Annotated in this window: 14 protein-coding genes, 2 tRNA genes and 2 rRNA genes; 2 read left to right on the top strand and 16 right to left on the bottom strand. The window is 32.8% G+C overall.

The window, feature by feature from the left end; all coding sequences use genetic code 11:
• Positions 1 to 40 precede the first annotated feature (40 nt).
• The 5 genes from dnaK to KAT95_00725 form a co-directional block, all read right to left on the bottom strand.
• Complete coding sequence (gene dnaK / locus KAT95_00745) at positions 41 to 1,936, bottom strand: molecular chaperone DnaK (protein MCK4520381.1); 1,896 nt, start codon at positions 1,934 to 1,936, stop codon at positions 41 to 43.
• 88 nt (positions 1,937 to 2,024) lie between these two features.
• A tRNA-Ala gene (locus KAT95_00740) sits at positions 2,025 to 2,098 on the bottom strand.
• A gap of 10 nt (positions 2,099 to 2,108) precedes the next feature.
• Positions 2,109 to 2,183 (bottom strand) — tRNA-Ile (locus KAT95_00735).
• 24 nt (positions 2,184 to 2,207) lie between these two features.
• Positions 2,208 to 2,510, bottom strand: coding sequence for a DUF3467 domain-containing protein (locus KAT95_00730; protein MCK4520380.1), 303 nt, complete (start codon positions 2,508 to 2,510; stop codon positions 2,208 to 2,210).
• Between the two features lie 39 nt (positions 2,511 to 2,549).
• Complete coding sequence (locus KAT95_00725; protein MCK4520379.1) at positions 2,550 to 3,050, bottom strand: nucleotide exchange factor GrpE; 501 nt, start codon at positions 3,048 to 3,050, stop codon at positions 2,550 to 2,552.
• A gap of 78 nt (positions 3,051 to 3,128) precedes the next feature.
• On the opposite strand from KAT95_00725, the gene KAT95_00720 reads away from it, so the two are divergent.
• Together KAT95_00720 and KAT95_00715 are read left to right on the top strand one after the other, a co-directional pair.
• Complete coding sequence (locus KAT95_00720; GenBank protein MCK4520378.1) at positions 3,129 to 4,688, top strand: glycosyltransferase family 39 protein; 1,560 nt, start codon at positions 3,129 to 3,131, stop codon at positions 4,686 to 4,688.
• A gap of 114 nt (positions 4,689 to 4,802) precedes the next feature.
• Positions 4,803 to 6,563 carry a glycosyltransferase family 39 protein gene (locus KAT95_00715; protein ID MCK4520377.1) on the top strand — a complete coding sequence of 587 codons (1,761 nt, stop codon included), beginning with the start codon at positions 4,803 to 4,805 and terminating at the stop codon, positions 6,561 to 6,563.
• 6 nt (positions 6,564 to 6,569) lie between these two features.
• On the opposite strand, the gene KAT95_00710 is transcribed toward KAT95_00715, so the two are convergent.
• From KAT95_00710 to KAT95_00660, 11 genes are all read right to left on the bottom strand, one after another.
• Positions 6,570 to 7,328 (bottom strand): FtsQ-type POTRA domain-containing protein, encoded by a 759-nt coding sequence (locus KAT95_00710; protein MCK4520376.1) that lies wholly within the window; start codon positions 7,326 to 7,328, stop codon positions 6,570 to 6,572.
• A 104-nt stretch (positions 7,329 to 7,432) separates the two neighbouring features.
• The gene (locus KAT95_00705) at positions 7,433 to 8,518 is read right to left on the bottom strand and encodes a peptidoglycan bridge formation glycyltransferase FemA/FemB family protein (GenBank protein MCK4520375.1); all 1,086 of its coding nucleotides are present in this window, start codon (positions 8,516 to 8,518) and stop codon (positions 7,433 to 7,435) included.
• Positions 8,515 to 10,074, bottom strand: a complete 1,560-nt coding sequence (locus KAT95_00700) for a hypothetical protein (protein MCK4520374.1) — start codon at positions 10,072 to 10,074, stop codon at positions 8,515 to 8,517. Before KAT95_00700 ends, KAT95_00705 begins: the two co-directional genes overlap by 4 nt.
• The gene (locus KAT95_00695; GenBank protein ID MCK4520373.1) at positions 10,074 to 10,844 is read right to left on the bottom strand and encodes an alpha/beta hydrolase; all 771 of its coding nucleotides are present in this window, start codon (positions 10,842 to 10,844) and stop codon (positions 10,074 to 10,076) included. Before KAT95_00695 ends, KAT95_00700 begins: the two co-directional genes overlap by 1 nt.
• Complete coding sequence (gene serS / locus KAT95_00690; GenBank protein ID MCK4520372.1) at positions 10,841 to 12,097, bottom strand: serine--tRNA ligase; 1,257 nt, start codon at positions 12,095 to 12,097, stop codon at positions 10,841 to 10,843. Before serS ends, KAT95_00695 begins: the two co-directional genes overlap by 4 nt.
• Before the next feature lie 134 nt (positions 12,098 to 12,231).
• Positions 12,232 to 13,737 carry a lysine--tRNA ligase gene (gene lysS / locus KAT95_00685; protein MCK4520371.1) on the bottom strand — a complete coding sequence of 502 codons (1,506 nt, stop codon included), beginning with the start codon at positions 13,735 to 13,737 and terminating at the stop codon, positions 12,232 to 12,234.
• A gap of 114 nt (positions 13,738 to 13,851) precedes the next feature.
• On the bottom strand, positions 13,852 to 15,762 hold the full coding sequence (gene mrdA / locus KAT95_00680) for a penicillin-binding protein 2 (GenBank protein ID MCK4520370.1): 1,911 nt from the start codon (positions 15,760 to 15,762) through the stop codon (positions 13,852 to 13,854).
• Entirely contained in the window at positions 15,731 to 16,042 is a 312-nt protein-coding gene (mreD, locus tag KAT95_00675; protein MCK4520369.1) for a rod shape-determining protein MreD, read from the bottom strand. The genes mrdA and mreD overlap by 32 nt, the downstream gene beginning before the upstream one ends.
• Before the next feature lie 12 nt (positions 16,043 to 16,054).
• The gene (mreC, locus tag KAT95_00670; protein MCK4520368.1) at positions 16,055 to 16,873 is read right to left on the bottom strand and encodes a rod shape-determining protein MreC; all 819 of its coding nucleotides are present in this window, start codon (positions 16,871 to 16,873) and stop codon (positions 16,055 to 16,057) included.
• Positions 16,874 to 16,941: 68 nt separating this feature from the next.
• A 5S ribosomal RNA gene (gene rrf / locus KAT95_00665) occupies positions 16,942 to 17,049 on the bottom strand.
• Between the two features lie 49 nt (positions 17,050 to 17,098).
• Positions 17,099 to 17,387 (bottom strand): 23S ribosomal RNA (locus KAT95_00660); the annotation flags it as partial.

The raw sequence follows: 17,387 nt of genomic DNA, 5'->3' as shown, positions 1-17,387 counted from the left end.
GAATGTTAAAATGTTTGTATGTTAGAATGTTAAAATGGATTTATTTCTCTTTATATTCTCCTTCTTCCGGCTTCTTTTCATCCTTGCCTTCTTCTTTTGGCGGTTCCTGTCCAGGCTGTTGTCCCTGCCCTGGCTGCTGTCCATACATTTGCGCTCCGATTTTCTGAATCGCCTGTGATAAATCAGATGTTTTTGCTTTAATTTCATCTATATTATCACTATCCTTAACTTTTTTCAATTCATTGGCTTTCTCCTCAATTTCTTTTTTTATATCCGCTGACACCTTATCACCAGCGTCTCTTAAGGTCTTTTCTGTAGTATAAACTAAATTATCAGCGATATTACGGGCCTCAATCAGTTCTTTTTTCTTTGCATCTTCTTGGGAATGTATCTCTGCTTCTTTTTTCATTTTTTCCACTTCCTCTTTAGATACACCGCAGGAACCCTCTATTCTGATTGACTGGCTTTTCCCAGTGGCTTTATCCTTTGCTGACACAGCTAAAATGCCATTGGCATCAATATCAAAACTCACTTCAATTTGAGGAATCCCTCTTGGCGCTGGCGGAATTCCGTCTAGAATAAACCTGCCTAAGCTTTTATTATCACCAGCCATTGGCCTTTCTCCCTGTAAAACATGAATTTCTACTGATGGCTGGTTCTCAGCAGCAGTGGAAAAAACCTGTGTTTTAGAAGTTGGAACAGTTGTATTTTTAGAAATTAAAACAGTGTTAACATTACCCATGGTTTCAATCCCCAAAGATAAAGGAGTAACATCTAAAAGCAAAACATCTTTTACTTCACCCTGCAGAATACCCGCTTGAACCGCAGCGCCTGTAGCAACTACTTCATCAGGGTTGATCTCTTTATTCGCTTCCTTGCCAAGAAGATTTTTGATTTCTTCCTGGATTTTTGGAGTTCTTGTCTGCCCGCCGACTAAAATAACCTCGTCTATATCTTTTGCCTCAAAACCGACTTCTTTCAAGGTTTGCTTAGTCAGCTCAATGGATTTGTCAATATATTCTTTAACTAGGTTTTCAAATTCTGCCCTATTCAATTTAAAAAGCAGATGTTTTGGTCCGGCGGAATCAGAAGTAATAAAAGGAAGATTAATTTCTGTTTCCATTGTGGTAGATAATTCTATCTTTGCCTTTTCTGCTGCTTCCTTTAAGCGCTGAAGGGCTAATTGGTCTTTTGATAAATCAATGCCCTGGTCTTTTTTGAATTTATCTACTAACCACTCAATAATTTTTTGGTCAAAATCATCTCCGCCCAAATGAGTATCGCCGCCAGTCCCCTTTACTTCAACTGTGTCTTCACTTACGTCTAAAATTGAAATGTCAAAGGTGCCGCCGCCAAAATCATAAACAACTATTTTTTTCTCGCCTTTCTTTGTCAGGCCATAAGCTAAAGCAGCAGCTGTTGGCTCGTTAATAACTCTTTTAACTTTAAAGCCAGCTACCTCGCCAGCCACTTTTGTCGCTTTTCTTTGGGAATCGTCAAAATACGCGGGACAAGTAATTATCGCTTCTTCTATTTTTTCTCCTAACTTTTCTTCAGCGTCCGCTTTTAATTTCTGCAAAATCATTGCTGAAATTTCCAATGGCTTATACCATTTATCACCCATTTTTATTTCTACTCCGCCATCACCCGCCTCTCTAATCTCATAAGGCATAAGTTTTTTATCTTTTTGCACCTCTTTGTCAGAAAATTTTCTTCCAATCAATCTTTTTGTGGAAAAAATCGTATTTTGAGGATTAGTAACCTGCTGGCGTCTAGCCAAAATTCCAACCAATCGTTCCTGATTTTTTGCCAATGCCACAATAGAAGGCGTTGTTCTCGCCCCTTCTTTATTTTCAATAATCTTGGGCTCGCCTGCTTCAATTACTGCCATTGCCGAAAATGTTGTGCCTAAATCAATACCTAATATCTTTGCCATAGTAAAAATAATTAATAACTAACTCCCAACAACTGATTAGGTTAATTAGAAATTAGAAATTATGAGTTAGAAATTTTTTAAAATATATTGGACCCGAGCGGATTCGAACCGCTGATCTCCTCATTGCAAATGAGATATTCTAACCAACTGAACTACGGGCCCTTAAAATTTTTGGTGGGCGTGGAAGGAATCGGACCTTCGACCTCATTCTTATCAGGAATGCGCTCTACCACTGAGCCACACGCCCCAATCAGTCATCTACCTGATATTTCTACACTGTAAAGCCGATTTTGCTTTCGCCTTCTTCTTTTGTGTCTGGCGCTTTTGCCTCTTCAATCTTGCCGAATTTATCTTCGTATTTCTTCAAGTTTTCTTCAAAAGCCTTAAGCATTCTTTTAACATGGCCTGGGCTCATTATTACTCTTGAAGAAAGAACTCCTTGCGGAGGCGAGGCTAAAAAGAAGTCAAGAATAAATTCTTCTTTTGTATGGACTACCTGCATTAGATTGGAATAAACGCCTTTTATATCCTCGTCTTTGGCTTTAATTTGAATTTGTTTTTGTTGCTGTTCCATATGTTTATATGTTTAAATGTTAATATGTTAGAATGATTCTTACTTTGCGACCTTTACCTTTGCTGCTCTTAAAACTTTGTTTTGAATTAAGTAGCCCTTTTGGATTTCTTCTACAATAATGCCTTTTTCTTTGCCTTTTGCTTCTATTTGCTCAACCGCTTCATGGAAATTCGGATCAAACTTTTCTCCAAGCACTTTCATTACTTCTATGCCATAATTTTTCAAGAAATCATGAAAATGATTTTTTATTTGGAGCATACCTTCTACATTAGTATCGTCTTTTAATTCCTGCGGCAGTTTTTTTTCCACCAAATCAAAATTATCTAAAATTGGTAAAATTTTCAGAATCATTCCCTCTTGAGAATAAAACACTATCCCGGCAATTCTTTCCATCTCCTCTTTTTTGTAATTCAAAAAATCGGCCCGGGCTCTCTGCCACCCGGCTAAATATTCCTCTTTTTGCTTTTCACATTTTTCTAACTCCTTTTTTTCAATATTTTCGGTCTTATCTTTTTCTTCAGTATCCTTTTTTTCTTCCATAAATTTATTATATCAAACTAAAAACCGAAGGTCAAGAATTCGTTGTTTCTTTTTTGCGCAATATGATAGAATATAGTAATGTTGCCAAAAAGTTCAAAACTTTTAATTTTGCTTTTATTGATTATTGCCCTAGCTGTTTTTTTCCGGTTATGGCAGATAGAGACAATTCCGCCTGGAATTTATCCTGATGAAGCTATCAACGCCAATCAAGCAATTACTGAACCTGGAAAAATATTTTACCCGGAAAACAATGGCAGAGAAGGATTATTCATTAATCTAATCGCTCTGTCTTTTTCTGTTTTTGGCATAAGTATTTGGTCATTTAAGGTTGTTTCTGCTTTTTTCGGCATTCTCACTGTTCTCGGCCTTTATCTTTTAACAAAGGAATTGTTTTCTCAATACACCGAGAACCGTTCTCGGTGTATTGCTCTTTTTGCTTCTTTCTTTTTAGCGACAAGCTTATGGCATATTAATTTCTCTCATATCGGCTTTAGGGCTATTTTAGTTCCTTTTGTCCTAACCTTTTCTTTTTATTTTTTATTTAAAGGTTTTAGAACAAAGAAGATCTCTTATTTTATAATTGCCGGCATAATCTTTGGCTTGGGCTTCCATACTTATATTGCTTTTAGATTAGCTGTTCTAATTATCCCTGTAATTCTTATTTTGTGGTGGTTGATTTACAGAAAGCAAAACCTGCAAAAAGAATTCCTGGTTTTTACTTCTTCATTTTTACTTTTTACTTTTATTATTGCCGCGCCTATTGGATTTTATTTCCTTGAAAACCCTGAAAATTTTGTAAGCAGGACTACTGGAATTTCAATTTTTTCCCAACCAGAGCCGATTAAGGAATTAGGAAAGAGCTTTATTATCCATTCAGCAATGTTTAATATTGCGGGCGATTATAATTGGCGCCATAATATTTCCGGCTCCCCTGTTTTATTCTGGCCAGTGGGAATATTATTTTTAATCGGCTTGATTTTAAGCTTTAAAAAAATCCTAAAAAAATCATTTTTTCCTTTCTCATTTCTAGTCTTTAGTTTTTTTATAATGCTGGTTCCAGGCATCTTAACCTATGAAGGCATCCCACATTCTCTAAGATGCATTGGAGCTATTCCTTTCGCTTTTATCTTTGTTGGTATAGGAGGAGAGTTTGTTTATAGAAAATCTAAGAATCTTTTAAAAGATAAAAAGAAAGATTGGGTTTATTATTTAATAATCCTAGCTTCTGTTTTATTAGTAATTTCTTTTGTCTTTACACAATATTACAGATATTTTATTTTCTGGGGGAAAAATCCAGAAGTAGAAAGATCCTTTTCAAAAGAATGCGTAGAAATTGGAATGTATTTAAATTCTGTTTCAGAAGAAACGCAAAAATATGTTATTGTAAATGAATCAGGCCCGCATCTTCCATTGCCTGTTGAGACTATTGTTTTTATTGAAAAAACAAAGAATAAAGAGATAAGGACAGGCTATGTCTTTCAAGATAATTTAAACGCGATAAAACCGGATAAAAGGCAGACAGTTATAGTTTTGATGGATAATAATGAAAAAACAATTCAAGAGCTTCAAACTGCTTTTCCTAAAGGAGAGTTAGCAAACGAGGATTCAGTTTGGGTTTATAAAATCAATGATGAATAAACAAAAACTATTATTACTTATTTTGATAGCTGTTATCAGCGTTATAGCTTTCTCAATATTTTGGGAATTAGCTTTTGGTCTTATTTTAAACTTACTATCTAATTTATTCTGAATATAAATATGTCTAATAAAATTACTTACATTATTGCCGGCATACTGTTATTTGTAATGTTTTTTACTGCTTTTTTAAGCATCAAAGATGATACATTAACCTTTGATGAAGTTTCTCATATTCCTTCCGGCTATTCATACTTAACTCAAAAAGATTACCGTTTAAACGCTGAACATCCGCCTTTAATAAAGGACTTAGCCGCTTTCCCGCTTCTCTTTTTAGATCTTAATTTTCCCAAAGACCACAGTTCCTGGATACAGGAAGGAAATCCTGTTTGGTGGCTTCAATTTGACTTCGGAAACCAATTCCTATACCATTCTGAAAATGATCCTGACAAAATCTTGTTTTGGTCCCGCCTGCCAATGATTTTACTTTTAGTTCTTTTGGGATTATTGATTTTTTTATGGACAAAAAACAGCTTTGGAAACAAAGCAGCTTTATTGGCTCTATTTCTATTTTCTTTCTCGCCTACCTTCTTGGCCCATGGAAGATTAGTAACTACTGATGTTGGAGCTGCTTTTGGAGTTGTTTTAGCAACTTGTTTCTGGTTAAAATTCTTGAAAGAACCAGTAAAAAAGAACATAGTTTTAGCCGGCTTGGCATTTGGTGTTTCAATGCTTTTAAAATTTTCTTTAATTTTATTGCTTCCTTTTTTTGGGATTATAACTTTAATTTATGCCTTATATGAAAAGAAGCTGCTTAAATATATTGCTTTATCTTTTCTTGTCTTAATAATTGGAATGATTTTTATTGTCTGGCCTGTCTATCAATACCACATTCTAAATTACCCGATTGAAAAACAGATAAGAGATACTGAATTTCTTCTTTCCACAACAACTGTTCCTAAACCATTAGCAGATTTAAACATAGCAATGATCTCCAATCCGGCAACAAGGCCGTTTTCCCAATACTTTTTAGGCATAATAATGGTTCTTAATAGAAGCACTACTGGAAATACAACTTATTTTCTTGGAGAGATTTCAGCTGCTGGATGGAAAACCTATTTCCCTGTTGTTTATTCAATTAAAGAACCCCTAACTCTTCATATTTTATCCATTATCGCTCTCTTAGGCCTGGCTTGGCATATCAGGGAACCATTTTGGAAAAAACCATTTCAAAGAATCAAAGAATGGATAAAATCTCATTTTGCTGAATTTTCAATGCTTTTATTTATTATTATTTATTGGGCAACAAGCTTAACATCTAATTTAAATATTGGAGTGCGCCATTTGCTGCCAACTTTTCCTTTTATTTTTATTTTAATAAGCATAGCAATAACAAAATATTTAAAAGAACCATTTTTAAAAATAAAATATGGCATATTGGCTGTTTTAATTTTCTGGCAGGCAGGTTCAGTAATGGCTGTTTCTCCTCATTTTCTTGCTTACTTTAATGAATTAGCTAGCGGACCTGATAATGGATATTTATATGTTACTGATTCAAATCTTGATTGGGGTCAGGACTTAAAGCGCTTGAAAAAATGGTGTGATGATAATAATGTAAATAAAATTTACCTTGATTATTTTGGCGGAGGCAATCCTGAATACTATCTAAAAGAAAAATACGTCCCATGGCATGGCACGCAAGATCTTAATGATATGTTAAAAACAAATTATTTAGCTGTTTCAGTGAACTCTTTGCAAGGCGGCAGAGCTGAACCAGTTAAGGGCTTTGACCAGCCCTCAAACCATTATCGCTGGCTTGACAAATACCAGCCTATTACCAAAATCGGCTATTCCATCTTTGTATACTACATTGAATAAATAAAATCACTTGTAATAAACTTTTTCAAATCTTAAATCAATATATTCTAATCCCTCTCTTTTTTCTTGAGGGATTTTTTTTTCTAAAACCAGTTTTAATTCAGTGAGCTGCCAATCAAGAGCTCTTTGAGTATTAAAATAAATCTGCCATCCTTCAGATATCTGAATATTTAATCTTGAAGCAGAGACAATCTCAGCTAATTCAATTTGGATTTCTAAATCATCTTCTATCCTTGATTGTATATATAAAATCTGTTTTAATTCATTTTCCGCTAAAACTTCATTGCCTAATTCTAATTCTCTATCAAACGTTAAATTTTTTATTTTAAGCATACTGTTTGATTCTGCTTTTTCATAAACAATCCCTTTTTTATCAATAAAAAAATACTCTTGGTTTTGACAAAAAACAGCTACTGGTTTTCTTTCTTCAACCTGAATTTTGATGCTTCTTGGAAAATCTTTTTCTATATAAATTTCTACAACTTCAGGAAAATTTTCTAAAATTTTATTTTTATTTTTTTCTGTATTAAACAAAAAAATATTTTTATTTTTTTCTATTAAGTTTTCAATTTGTTCTGTTTTTAATTTCTCATTGCCGGAAATCTCTATCTTGTCTATTTTAAAAAATGAATGAAAAAATAAAAAGTAAGAAAGCAAAACAACTATTGCCAGAACCAAAATTCCAATCCAAAAAAACTTGTTTTTTAGCAAAGATTTTTTTCTTTTTATCCTATGCGGTTCTCTAAAGTATTGACTTTTTTTCATATAATGAAAAATTTTTTAATGAGATTTAAGAAAACCCCTCTTCTCCTAAAATTTAAGATTAAATTTCGTCCAAAATCTCACGATCGTGAAAAAATGGATACATTTCAAAGTCCGCGTTTTGTTTTTCTTATTTTTTCAATAATATAAGTGAGCCAATATTTCGGCGATAAAACCAAATCCTGGGTTTTGACATATTCATACGCTTTTCCTCCAAATCCCATTTTAAATAATGTTGGCCCTGCCCACGGATGCCTGGGCTGGTCTTTTGGATTAACATAGCCCCAAAAATCATATAAAACACATCCTCTCTTTTTTGCTTCTTTTATCGCTTCCCATTGTAAAAGATATGCAGCCGGGATTTTGTGATATTTCGGAGATAAAGCCGCGTGATGATAAAAACCAATCTTTGACCAAAAAAGCACAAATGCTGAAGCAATTATTTCTTTATTATATTTTACAAAAAACAAAGATATTTGATTATCCTGCTGAAATGACAAAAACTCCTGCTTTAAATAATCTAAAGAAAAAGGGATAAAATGCTGGGATTTAACCACTTTTTGATAAAGTTTGTTAAAAATTTCAATATCTTTTATGTTGCTGCTTTGAATTATTTCAAGATCTTTATTTTTTTGGGCCTGTTTAATTAAATAACGGGTTGTTTTCCGCATATTCATTAAAAGTTCTTGTTCTGACTCTGAAATATCTAATTTCCAGCTCGCTTCAGGATGCATATGTATTGGCGCTTGTCTAAAACCTAAATCTTTAAAAACTTTAATATTTTCTTGATTTTTCTGAAACACCGGACTTATCCTAATAAAACTGCATTTTTCTTGTTTGGCAATCTCTTTTAATTTGTCTAATAAAGCTTTCAAAGGACGGGCTTCTGTAATTACAGAAGCCCGTCCTTTATTAATCTTAATTACGGGTCCGTGCGGCACAAGCAAAAATGATCCTCTTTTTGCCTGAATTTTAATCACCAAAGCTACTGTAAGGAGATTAGATACTTCATCCTCCTTCGCTAAAGCTTCGGCGGACAAGTAAATTCCAAAGCGCCAAATTTTTTGGCCCATTTTTTTTTGAAACTCTCCCCAATTCCAAGAATCCAGAAATGTCTTTTCATCACATCCTAAAAGAAAATCCTCCCAAATTTCTTTTTGAATAATTTCTTTGACTTTTAACATACTATTCATATATTTAATAATTCAAGCAACTCTTTTGGCACTCGGCTTTCTAAAAGTATTATATCTTCTTTTTTATCAAAATCTTTTATTTTTTCAAAAATCTTTTTCGAATCTTCTAAAAATAAAATTTGACTTTTACTGCCTACGCTAATTTTTTCAAATTTTTTAATATCATCAAAACATTCTTTTGTAGTAATAATTGCTAAATTGCAGACCTCTGCGATTTTTTTGCCAATTCTTTGATGGACTTGTTTAGACGCTTTTCCTAACTCAATTAAACAAGGCATCACTAAAACTTTTCGTCCATCCCAAGTTTTCAAATATTCTAAATGGGAAATTACACTATCAGGATTAGCGGAATATGTGGCATCAATAATATTCAAGCCATTTGTTCCCTTTTTTAGTTCTATTCCTGCAATCTTATCTTTAATTTTTCCACAGACGCTTAAAATATCTTTTTTGTTCATTCCTATTTCTTTTGCTACAGCCATAGCTCCTAAAATGTTTTCCTGTCCAGAAAAAACAGCTTCCTTGCCATAGAGTATTTTTTTAATCCGGGTTTTTTCATAAAGCTCAACACAATATTCATTTTTAGCGTTAAAAAATGCTATCCCATCTTTTGGCAAACTCTCAATCAGCTCAAATTTAGCGCGAATAATATTCTCTTGGGAGCCAAAAGTTGCTAAATGCTGTTCATTAATGCCGGTTAAAACTCCTATTTTTGGTTTGGCAATATCACATAAAAGTTTTATTCCTCCCCTATTATAAGCGCCCATTTCACAGATGAAAATCTGATGTTCTGGCTTTAAATCATTTAAAATACAATTAGAGATTCCAATCTCTGAATTCTGATGCTCTTTGGTTTTCAAGACCCTATATTTTTTAGATAAAATTGTGTATAAAAATTCTTTTGTTGAGGTTTTACCATAACTGCCAGTAATCCCAATGACTAAAAGCTTTTTAAAACTTTCTTTTTTTTTCTTTGCCTTTTCTAAAATCCTGTTTCTCAATAAAACTGTAAATGGCTGGAAAACAAAAACGATTAAAGAAACAATTACTGGAACAAGAACGTCAATCAGTAAAAGCCAGAAACAAAACCTATGTAAAGGAGGATAGTCATAAATAACCTGACTCAATGTTACTTTCTGCCATAAAAAAATAGGAATGAAAGTAAATAAGATAAAAGTGAAAACTAAAATTGGTATAGTTTTTTTAGTAAGAACTGGCTTTTTTAATTTCTTTTGAAAAAAATCTTTCAGAGTTTTAACCGCCTCAAGTAAATACAAGAAAAAAAGAATCAAAGGAAGCAATACCACAAAATTAAGCAATTGAATGCCAACGAGGACGCTGGAAAAGAGAAAACTAAGTAATAAAATAATTTTTAGAAGTAAAAGCTTGTTAAATATGAGGTGTTTTCCTTTATATGTTTGAAAATGAGCTTTAAATCTGTGAATATGATATTCTTTTAATTGCCAAAGATAAAACCAAAACAAAACAGCCTTGGTTGTCCGAATAAACCAAAGAAATGGTATTAAAAAAAATAATAAAATAAATACAGAAAACATTATTTTTTAATGAAATTCATGATTTTTTGAGCTAAAATTTCTGGTTTTTCTAAATGCGGAGTGTGGGCAACATTTTTTATAATTTCTAATTCTGAACCTTTTATTTTTTCTTTCATCAAATAAGCGTCTTTTAAGAGGGTCATTCTGTCTTTATCGCCCCAGATAATTAAAGTCGGGATTTTAATTTTAGAAAAATACTCTCTTAAATCTTCTTTAATGATATTCTTAAAAGTTTCTTGGAGATATGGCAATTTTTCTGCTTTTAAATAATCAGTTTTTCTTAAAATATATTTATAAAAAATATTTCTAAAAAAGGGAAAAGAATTTTTCAATATAGGAATTTTTAAAAATATAGATTTGACAAATTTTGCGACCGCAAGAAACGTCAAGTAGAAAATGTTTTGTTTTGGTTTTATGCCGGCAGAAGAAACTAAAATCAGGCCCTTTAGTTTTTCTGGATGCTTGACAGCGAATTTTATTGCCATTCTGCCGCCAAATGAGTGACCTAATAAATAAAACCCTTCGGCAAGCTCAGGGCAAGAGGTTTTCGAATTTTCAGAAATAAAATTCTCTAACCATTTAATATAATCATCTAAATCCCAAACTCTGTCTAATTGTGTCTCTTTCTTAAAACCCGGCAAATCAGGAATAATTACCTTAATTTCAACACACCGAGAACCGTTCTCGGTGCGTTTTTGGAGTTCTTGTTTTACGGTTTGCCATTTCTCTTTTGAACTCTGCCAGCCGTGAAGGATAACTAAAGTTTTCATTTTTTAGAAATAATTTTACAATCTAAGTATTTCTGTAAAACTTTTGGGATTAAAACAGAGCCATCTTTTTGTTGGAAGTTTTCTAAAATGGCAATTAAAATTCTTCCAATAGCAAAAGCAGTACCATTAACAGTATGAATAAACTCTAATTTTTGAGTTTTAGAATTGCGATAACGGATATTTAATCGTCTGCTCTGAAAATCTGTGCAATTTGAAGTAGAATGAGTTTCTCTATATCTATCTTCAGAAGGAATCCATGTTTCAATATCGTATTGAATAGCAGTAGGAAATGCCATATCACCACTACAATTTTTGACTACCTGATAAGGAAGATTTAATGCCTTCATTAATTTTTCTTCTAAGCTCAGAAAAAATTCATGTTCTCTCTTTGAAATGTCAGGTTTGCAAAAACTAAACATTTCAACCTTATCAAACTGATGAACCCGAAGTATTCCCTTGGTATCCTTACCATAAGAACCTGCTTCTTCTCTGAAACAAGTTGAAAAAGCTAAATATCTTTTTGGTAAGTCATTTTCTTCAAAAATCTCATCTTTATGCATTGGTCCAACTGACTGCTCTGCTGTTCCCACTAAAAATAAATTATCTTTTTCAAAAAAATATCTTTCGGCTAAATCCTCTTTTGTGGCAATATAACCCATTGCCTCCATTGTTTCTGATTTTATCATCACCGGAGGAATAATTGGAATAAAACCCTCCTTTGTTAATGTCTCAAAAGCGAAATTTATTAATGCAAACTCAAGCAAAACTGCTTCGTTTTTTAGATAACCAAATCTTGTACCAGAAACTTTGGCTGCTCTTTTGATATCAATTAAATCCAAATCTTGAGCAATTTCTAAATAATCCTTGTTTTTAAAGTCAAATTTCGGCTTCTTGCCCCCTTCTCTTAAAACTTTATTTTCTGATTCATCTTTTCCTTCTGGCACATCATCAAAAGGTAAATTCGGAACTTGGAGCATCAAAGCGTTAAACTCTTGATAAGTTTTTTTAAATTCCTTTTCTAATTTTTTAATCTGATTTTTTAATTCTTTTGCTTTCTCAATTTGGGCTTTATCTTTTCCTCCTCCTTCGCTAATCTTGTTTTGGGCAGCACGTAAAGAATCTATTTTTTGAAGGAATCCTCTTCTTTTTTTATCCAAAAGCAAAATCTGATCAATATCAACCTTGACCTGCTTTTTTTGACAACCTTGTTTAACTTTTTCTGGATTTTCTCTGATAAATTTTATGTCAAGCATAATTTTATTTTAGCGAGGGAAATGTAACTTTTATGAGCACCCGGAGCCGAGCGGGCATGGTTCGAGCGGAGCGAGAGAGCGAGGCGAGGATAGAGTGAGCGAGCCGGATGGGGTGAGCGAACGTATCCTAAAAGTTATATTTCTGAGCGTTTTTTCATCGTTGGGAATAAAATTACTTCTCGCAATGAATGCGAATTAGTAAGTAATGCAACCAAGCGGTCAATGCCCATTCCAAAACCAGCAGCTGGTGGCATACCGTATTCCAACGCCCCTAAAAAATCCTCATCTATTCTCTGCGCTTCCTCAAATCCTTTCTTAAACATTCTTTCCTGTTCCTCAAATCTTTTTCTCTGCTCTAAAGGATTATTAAGTTCAGAAAAACCCAGAGCTATTTCCCAACCAGCAATTACTAATTGAAAATTGGCTAATTTTTCTTTCCCAGAAATTTCATCTCTAATGTGCGCTGAACTACTTTTTCCAAGTTCTTTTGCCAAGGGAAAACTTCCTAATGGATGATGAATTACAAATGTTGGTTGCCAAATTTTTGGACGGCAAAACTTTTTATAAATTTCATCAGCGATTTCTGCTTTTCCTATCCCCTTATCTAATTTAATTCCCAATTGCTTTGCTTTTTTTGCCAATGCCTTTTCATTTATTTCCGACAAATTAATCTTCGCATATTTCCTAAGAAGCTGTGAAAATTCAATTCGCTGCCAAGGCGTTTTAAAGTTAATTTTTTTATTTTCATACTCAATCTCCAATTTACCAAATGTCTTTTTTAGGAAATATCCAAACATTTCTTCAAAAAATTTCATCATATCTTTATAATCAGCATAAGCCCAATAAAGTTCAAATGAAGTATATTCTGGATTATGCTCCCTATCCATGCCTTCGTTTCTAAATAATCTGCCTATTTCATAAAGTTTTTCAAAACCACCTACTAAAAGTTTTTTTAATTGAAGCTCTGGGGCAATTCTTAAAAATAAATCCATATTAAGAGCATTCAAATGGGTCTTAAACGGCTTTGCTTTGGCCCCGCCATAGATTGGCTGTAAAATAGGTGTTTCCACTTCTAAAAATCCTTTTTTATCTAAAAAACTGCGAATTTCCTTGATAATCCTTGTGCGTAAAATAAATCTTTCTTTCACTTCCTGGTTGAATATTAAATCCAAGTATCTTTTTCTATATCTTTCTTCAATATCTTTTAAGCCATGCCATTTTTCCGGCAGAGGAAGCAATGCCTTTGCCAGTATTTTATAATCACTCACTTCAAGAGTTTTTTCTTCTCTTTTTGTTTTAAATAAAATCCCTCTTGTTTCAATAAAATCACCAATGTCAAAATTTTCCAAAAAGAATTTATAGCTTTTTTCACCCAATCTGTCTTTTTTAAAATAAATCTGGATTATGCCAGTACCGTCTTTAATATGTAAAAAAGTTGAACCGCCGTGCTCACGAATAGAGCGGATTCTGCCCACTACAATTATCTCTTTTTGAGAACGGGATAATTTGGCAAAATCTTTAATTGCCGCTAAACAAGTATGAGTTCTTTTTGTTTCTAATGGATAAGCAGAAAAACCTGCTTTTTCAATAGCTTTAAGTTTTTTCAAACGTATTTTTCTAATTTCTTCTATTGTTGACATATTCGCTTCGCTCAAGTTAAAAATGAAAAGTGAAAAATTAAAAATTGACCTAATTATAGGTTATCCTATTTTTTGCTTTAAGTCAAAAAAATTGAAAAATCTATCTTGATCTTTTTATTCTTGCGGGCGAAAATACCAATCAAGTATGGCGCGGGCAGTTGGCAGTGCAGCGACCATCTCGCCTTTAACATCCTCAATGACAAGAGTTAAAACAATTTTTGGGTCATCATAAGGTGCAAAAACAGTCACCCAATTATGATAATAATCCTTTCTGCCTGTTTCAGTAGTACCTGTTTTTGCCGCTGCTTTTACTGGTAAAGAATCCAGCCAGCCAGTAGCTGAACCATTGGTAACTGCCTGCCGCATTCCTTGTCTAACAACTTCAATAGTTTCTTGGCTTATAAAATCCTGACGAATAATTTTTGGCTCAATTTCTTCTTTAATATTTTTATTTTTATCTATAATTTCTTTAACCACCCTTGGTTCATAAAGAGTGCCTCTATTAGCAATACTTACAAAAGCACTAGCTACCTGTAATGGAGTAACTTCCAAATATCCCTGGCCAATAGCAAGATTATAATTATCACCGGGCATCCACATTTGATCTATTTTATTCTTAAAATACCTTTTCTTCCATTCTTTATCTGGAATAAATCCTTTTTTTTCTTCAGGAAGATCAATATTTGTTTTTTGCGCCCAGCCAAAAAGCTCAAGATACTTTTTCATTTTATCTACTCCCAATCCTTTAATATCTTTATATCCTCCGCCAACTGTATAAAAAAAGATATTACAAGATTCAGCAATAGCTTTCCTTATATTCGTCCAATGATGGACCTTCCAATCATTAAATTGCCAAAACACTTCCTCATCCCATGGACTATTAATAATAATTTTTCCCTCACAAAAAATCTTTTTTTCTGGAGTGACTATGTTTTCCTCCAAAGCAGCAGCAGCGATTAAGGGTTTAATAGTAGAACCAGTTGGATAAGTAGCTGAAACCGCTCTATTAAATAATGGTTTATCTATGTTCTTACTCATTTCTTCCCATTGTTCAGCAGACATTCCCTGGCTGAAAAGATTATTGTCAAAACTAGGAATACTAACCATTGCTAAAACACCGCCTGTTTCAGCGTCTAAAACAACAGCTGCTCCTTTTTTAGAACCGACCTCTTCAATTATTGCTTCTAATTCTGTTTTAACTTTTTCTTGTAATTGAGAATCCAGCCAAAGCTTTAAACTGTTGCCTGGTTCCGGCTGAGAAATAATTTTTTCTGATATTATATTGCCCTGAGCATCTCTTTCAATATCAACTTTCCCTAAGTTCTCTTCTAAAAATTGGTTATAAGAATCTTCTAATCCTGTTTTTTCTCCTGTTTTTCTTTCATAACCAATAATGTGAGAAAAGATTTCTCCATCCTTATATCCTCTGACTATATTATTAACAATTTCAAATCCAGAAAATTCTTTTTTTCTTGCTTCAAGTACAATTAATTCTTCATAAGCAAGATTCTCGCTAATTAAAACTGGAGAATCATGAGATTGATTTATTTCTTGATCAAGAACAGCGATATCTTTTTCAATAACTGCAGAAATTTCCCTAAAAACTTGTTTTCTTTTTTCTCCATTCTTAGGAAGATTCTCTTTATTGCAAACTAAATCAAAACTCGCTTTGTTAAAAACGAGCTGAATAAAATCTTTATCATAGATTACTCCTCTTTGAGCTTCAATTTGTTGAACAATAAATTTGTTTGCATTAGACAACTTAGAAAAATCTTCTCCTTGAACTATTTGAAGCTGGAATGTCTTTCCAAAAAGAACAAGAATTAAGATTAAAAAAATCAAATAAATTCCCTGAAGGATTCTTTTTGAAAGAGGAACCTCAAGTTTTTTTTCAGAAACACCGCCATCTTCATATTTGCTTTTAGACAGCTTATCTAAAAAAATTTCTTGAGGTTCAATCTCTTCCTTAAACTTTATTTTTACTCTTCGGTTTTTATAGCTTTCCAAACGTAGGAATTTGAACATATTTTTTAACAATTAATTTTATAAAAATCGCTGTTAATACTAATAATAGAATTTCTGTCCCAAAAAACTGGCTTGACCAAACATCTAAAAAAAATCCAGCGACCAAAGCGCTGTAAATGCCGAGTTTCTTGTCTTGAGATTCAAAAAGATTTATAAAAATTACTAAAGCCAAGACAATATTTATAGTAAATCCCTTTATATCAAAAAAAGGCATAAAGCTTGCTTGAAATAAAGTTAAAAAATAAAAAATTAAAATGACGAGCAATATTTTTTTTAACATATCTCTTAATTTTTAAAATTCCGAAATAACAAATAAATAATTACATTCTTTAATGTCAAAAAAGAGCGATATCTCTACTTTTTGAAATGGCTCAACATCGTTTTTTTCAACTTTTTGAATTTCACCAATCAAAAGATCTTTTGGAAAAATTCCTCCTAAAATATCAGTTCTCACAATCTCTCCCCTTAAAAGCTCTTGATCTTTAGGAACCATTTCCAGAGATAATTTAGAACCCCCTTTGCCTTTCGCTTTGATAGAAATATCAAGGGAATGAATTTTAACATAAAAAGAATTTTCCTTAGCTTTATTAGAAAGCAGTATTACTTTTGAAAAACTCTCATAAACTTCTTTAATTCTTCCGACTAAAATCTTGTTTGAAGTAATAACAGGCATGCCTTCCAGAACCCCGTCTTTTGCGCCTTTGTTTATTAAAATAAAATCTTCACCTATATCTTTTCCAATTATTTCTGAAAATACTAATTTAAATTCTTTTTGTAAATTAATTTCTAACGCTTGTCTTAGTGTTTTGTTTTCTTCTTCTAATCCTTGTAAAAAAATAAGTTGTTGAATAAACTCTTGGTTTTTATATTTTAATTCGTAATTTTCTTTATTTAAATTTTTTGCATTGAAAATAGGGCTAAAGAAATTAGACACAACACTCCCCTTTTCCCAAAAAACTTTTTGAACAGGATAAGAAATATTATAAAAAACCTCTCTCACTTCTTTTGAAAGACCAGATAGATTTAAAAATAAAAAAAGTAAAAATACTAAGGCTATTATTATAACTTTTCTTTTTCCAATATTAAACCTCATTATTTCTATTATATACATTTATATACATTTTTCAAAATAAAAAAACTCCTGATATAGAATCAGGGGTTTTTAAATAGAGTTCTGCTATTTGGCGGCGACCTACTTTCGCCCAAAGGACTATCATCGGCCCTGAAGAATTTCACTTCCGAGTTCGATATGGAATCGGGTGGAACATCTCCGGTATTACCACCAAATAGCAGAACTCTATACTAAATAAAGTTTATGGTCATTAATTACTAGCCAAGAAATATTTTAATAAATCATTAGTAACACTTGGCTTAACGCCTTACGGCGCTTACACCTGTGTCCTATCAAGGTCGTGTTCTTCGACCGATTTAAAAGTCCTGATCTTGGAGCCTGCTTCGTGCTTAGATGCTTTCAGCACTTATCAGTTCCCAACTTAGCTACCCAGCTATGCTCCTGGCGGAACAACTGGTACACCAGAGGTTAGTTCAGTCCGATCCTCTCGTACAAGGACCAACCCTCCTCAAGACTCGACGCCTGCGGTAGATAGGGACCAACCTGTCTCACG

The sequence above is a fragment of the Candidatus Parcubacteria bacterium genome (assembly GCA_023131895.1).
Classification (GTDB): Bacteria; Patescibacteriota; Minisyncoccia; order Minisyncoccales; family JAGMDC01; genus JAGLYZ01.
Note: the sequence above shows the minus strand (reverse complement) of the source record. Positions and strands in the feature narration are given on the sequence as shown.

What these genes read in the sequence shown, in the direction of transcription:
- dnaK (MCK4520381.1), bottom strand. Translation starts at nt 1,936, where the DNA reads ATGGCAAAGATATTAGGTATTGATTTAGGCACAACATTTTCGGCAATG.
- KAT95_00730 (MCK4520380.1), bottom strand. Translation starts at nt 2,510, where the DNA reads ATGGAACAGCAACAAAAACAAATTCAAATTAAAGCCAAAGACGAGGAT.
- KAT95_00725 (MCK4520379.1), bottom strand. Translation starts at nt 3,050, where the DNA reads ATGGAAGAAAAAAAGGATACTGAAGAAAAAGATAAGACCGAAAATATT.
- KAT95_00720 (MCK4520378.1), top strand. Translation starts at nt 3,129, where the DNA reads ATGTTGCCAAAAAGTTCAAAACTTTTAATTTTGCTTTTATTGATTATT.
- KAT95_00710 (MCK4520376.1), bottom strand. Translation starts at nt 7,328, where the DNA reads ATGAAAAAAAGTCAATACTTTAGAGAACCGCATAGGATAAAAAGAAAA.
- KAT95_00705 (MCK4520375.1), bottom strand. Translation starts at nt 8,518, where the DNA reads ATGAATAGTATGTTAAAAGTCAAAGAAATTATTCAAAAAGAAATTTGG.
- KAT95_00700 (MCK4520374.1), bottom strand. Translation starts at nt 10,074, where the DNA reads ATGTTTTCTGTATTTATTTTATTATTTTTTTTAATACCATTTCTTTGG.
- KAT95_00695 (MCK4520373.1), bottom strand. Translation starts at nt 10,844, where the DNA reads ATGAAAACTTTAGTTATCCTTCACGGCTGGCAGAGTTCAAAAGAGAAA.
- serS (MCK4520372.1), bottom strand. Translation starts at nt 12,097, where the DNA reads ATGCTTGACATAAAATTTATCAGAGAAAATCCAGAAAAAGTTAAACAA.
- lysS (MCK4520371.1), bottom strand. Translation starts at nt 13,737, where the DNA reads ATGTCAACAATAGAAGAAATTAGAAAAATACGTTTGAAAAAACTTAAA.
- mrdA (MCK4520370.1), bottom strand. Translation starts at nt 15,762, where the DNA reads ATGTTCAAATTCCTACGTTTGGAAAGCTATAAAAACCGAAGAGTAAAA.
- mreD (MCK4520369.1), bottom strand. Translation starts at nt 16,042, where the DNA reads ATGTTAAAAAAAATATTGCTCGTCATTTTAATTTTTTATTTTTTAACT.
- mreC (MCK4520368.1), bottom strand. Translation starts at nt 16,873, where the DNA reads ATGTATATAATAGAAATAATGAGGTTTAATATTGGAAAAAGAAAAGTT.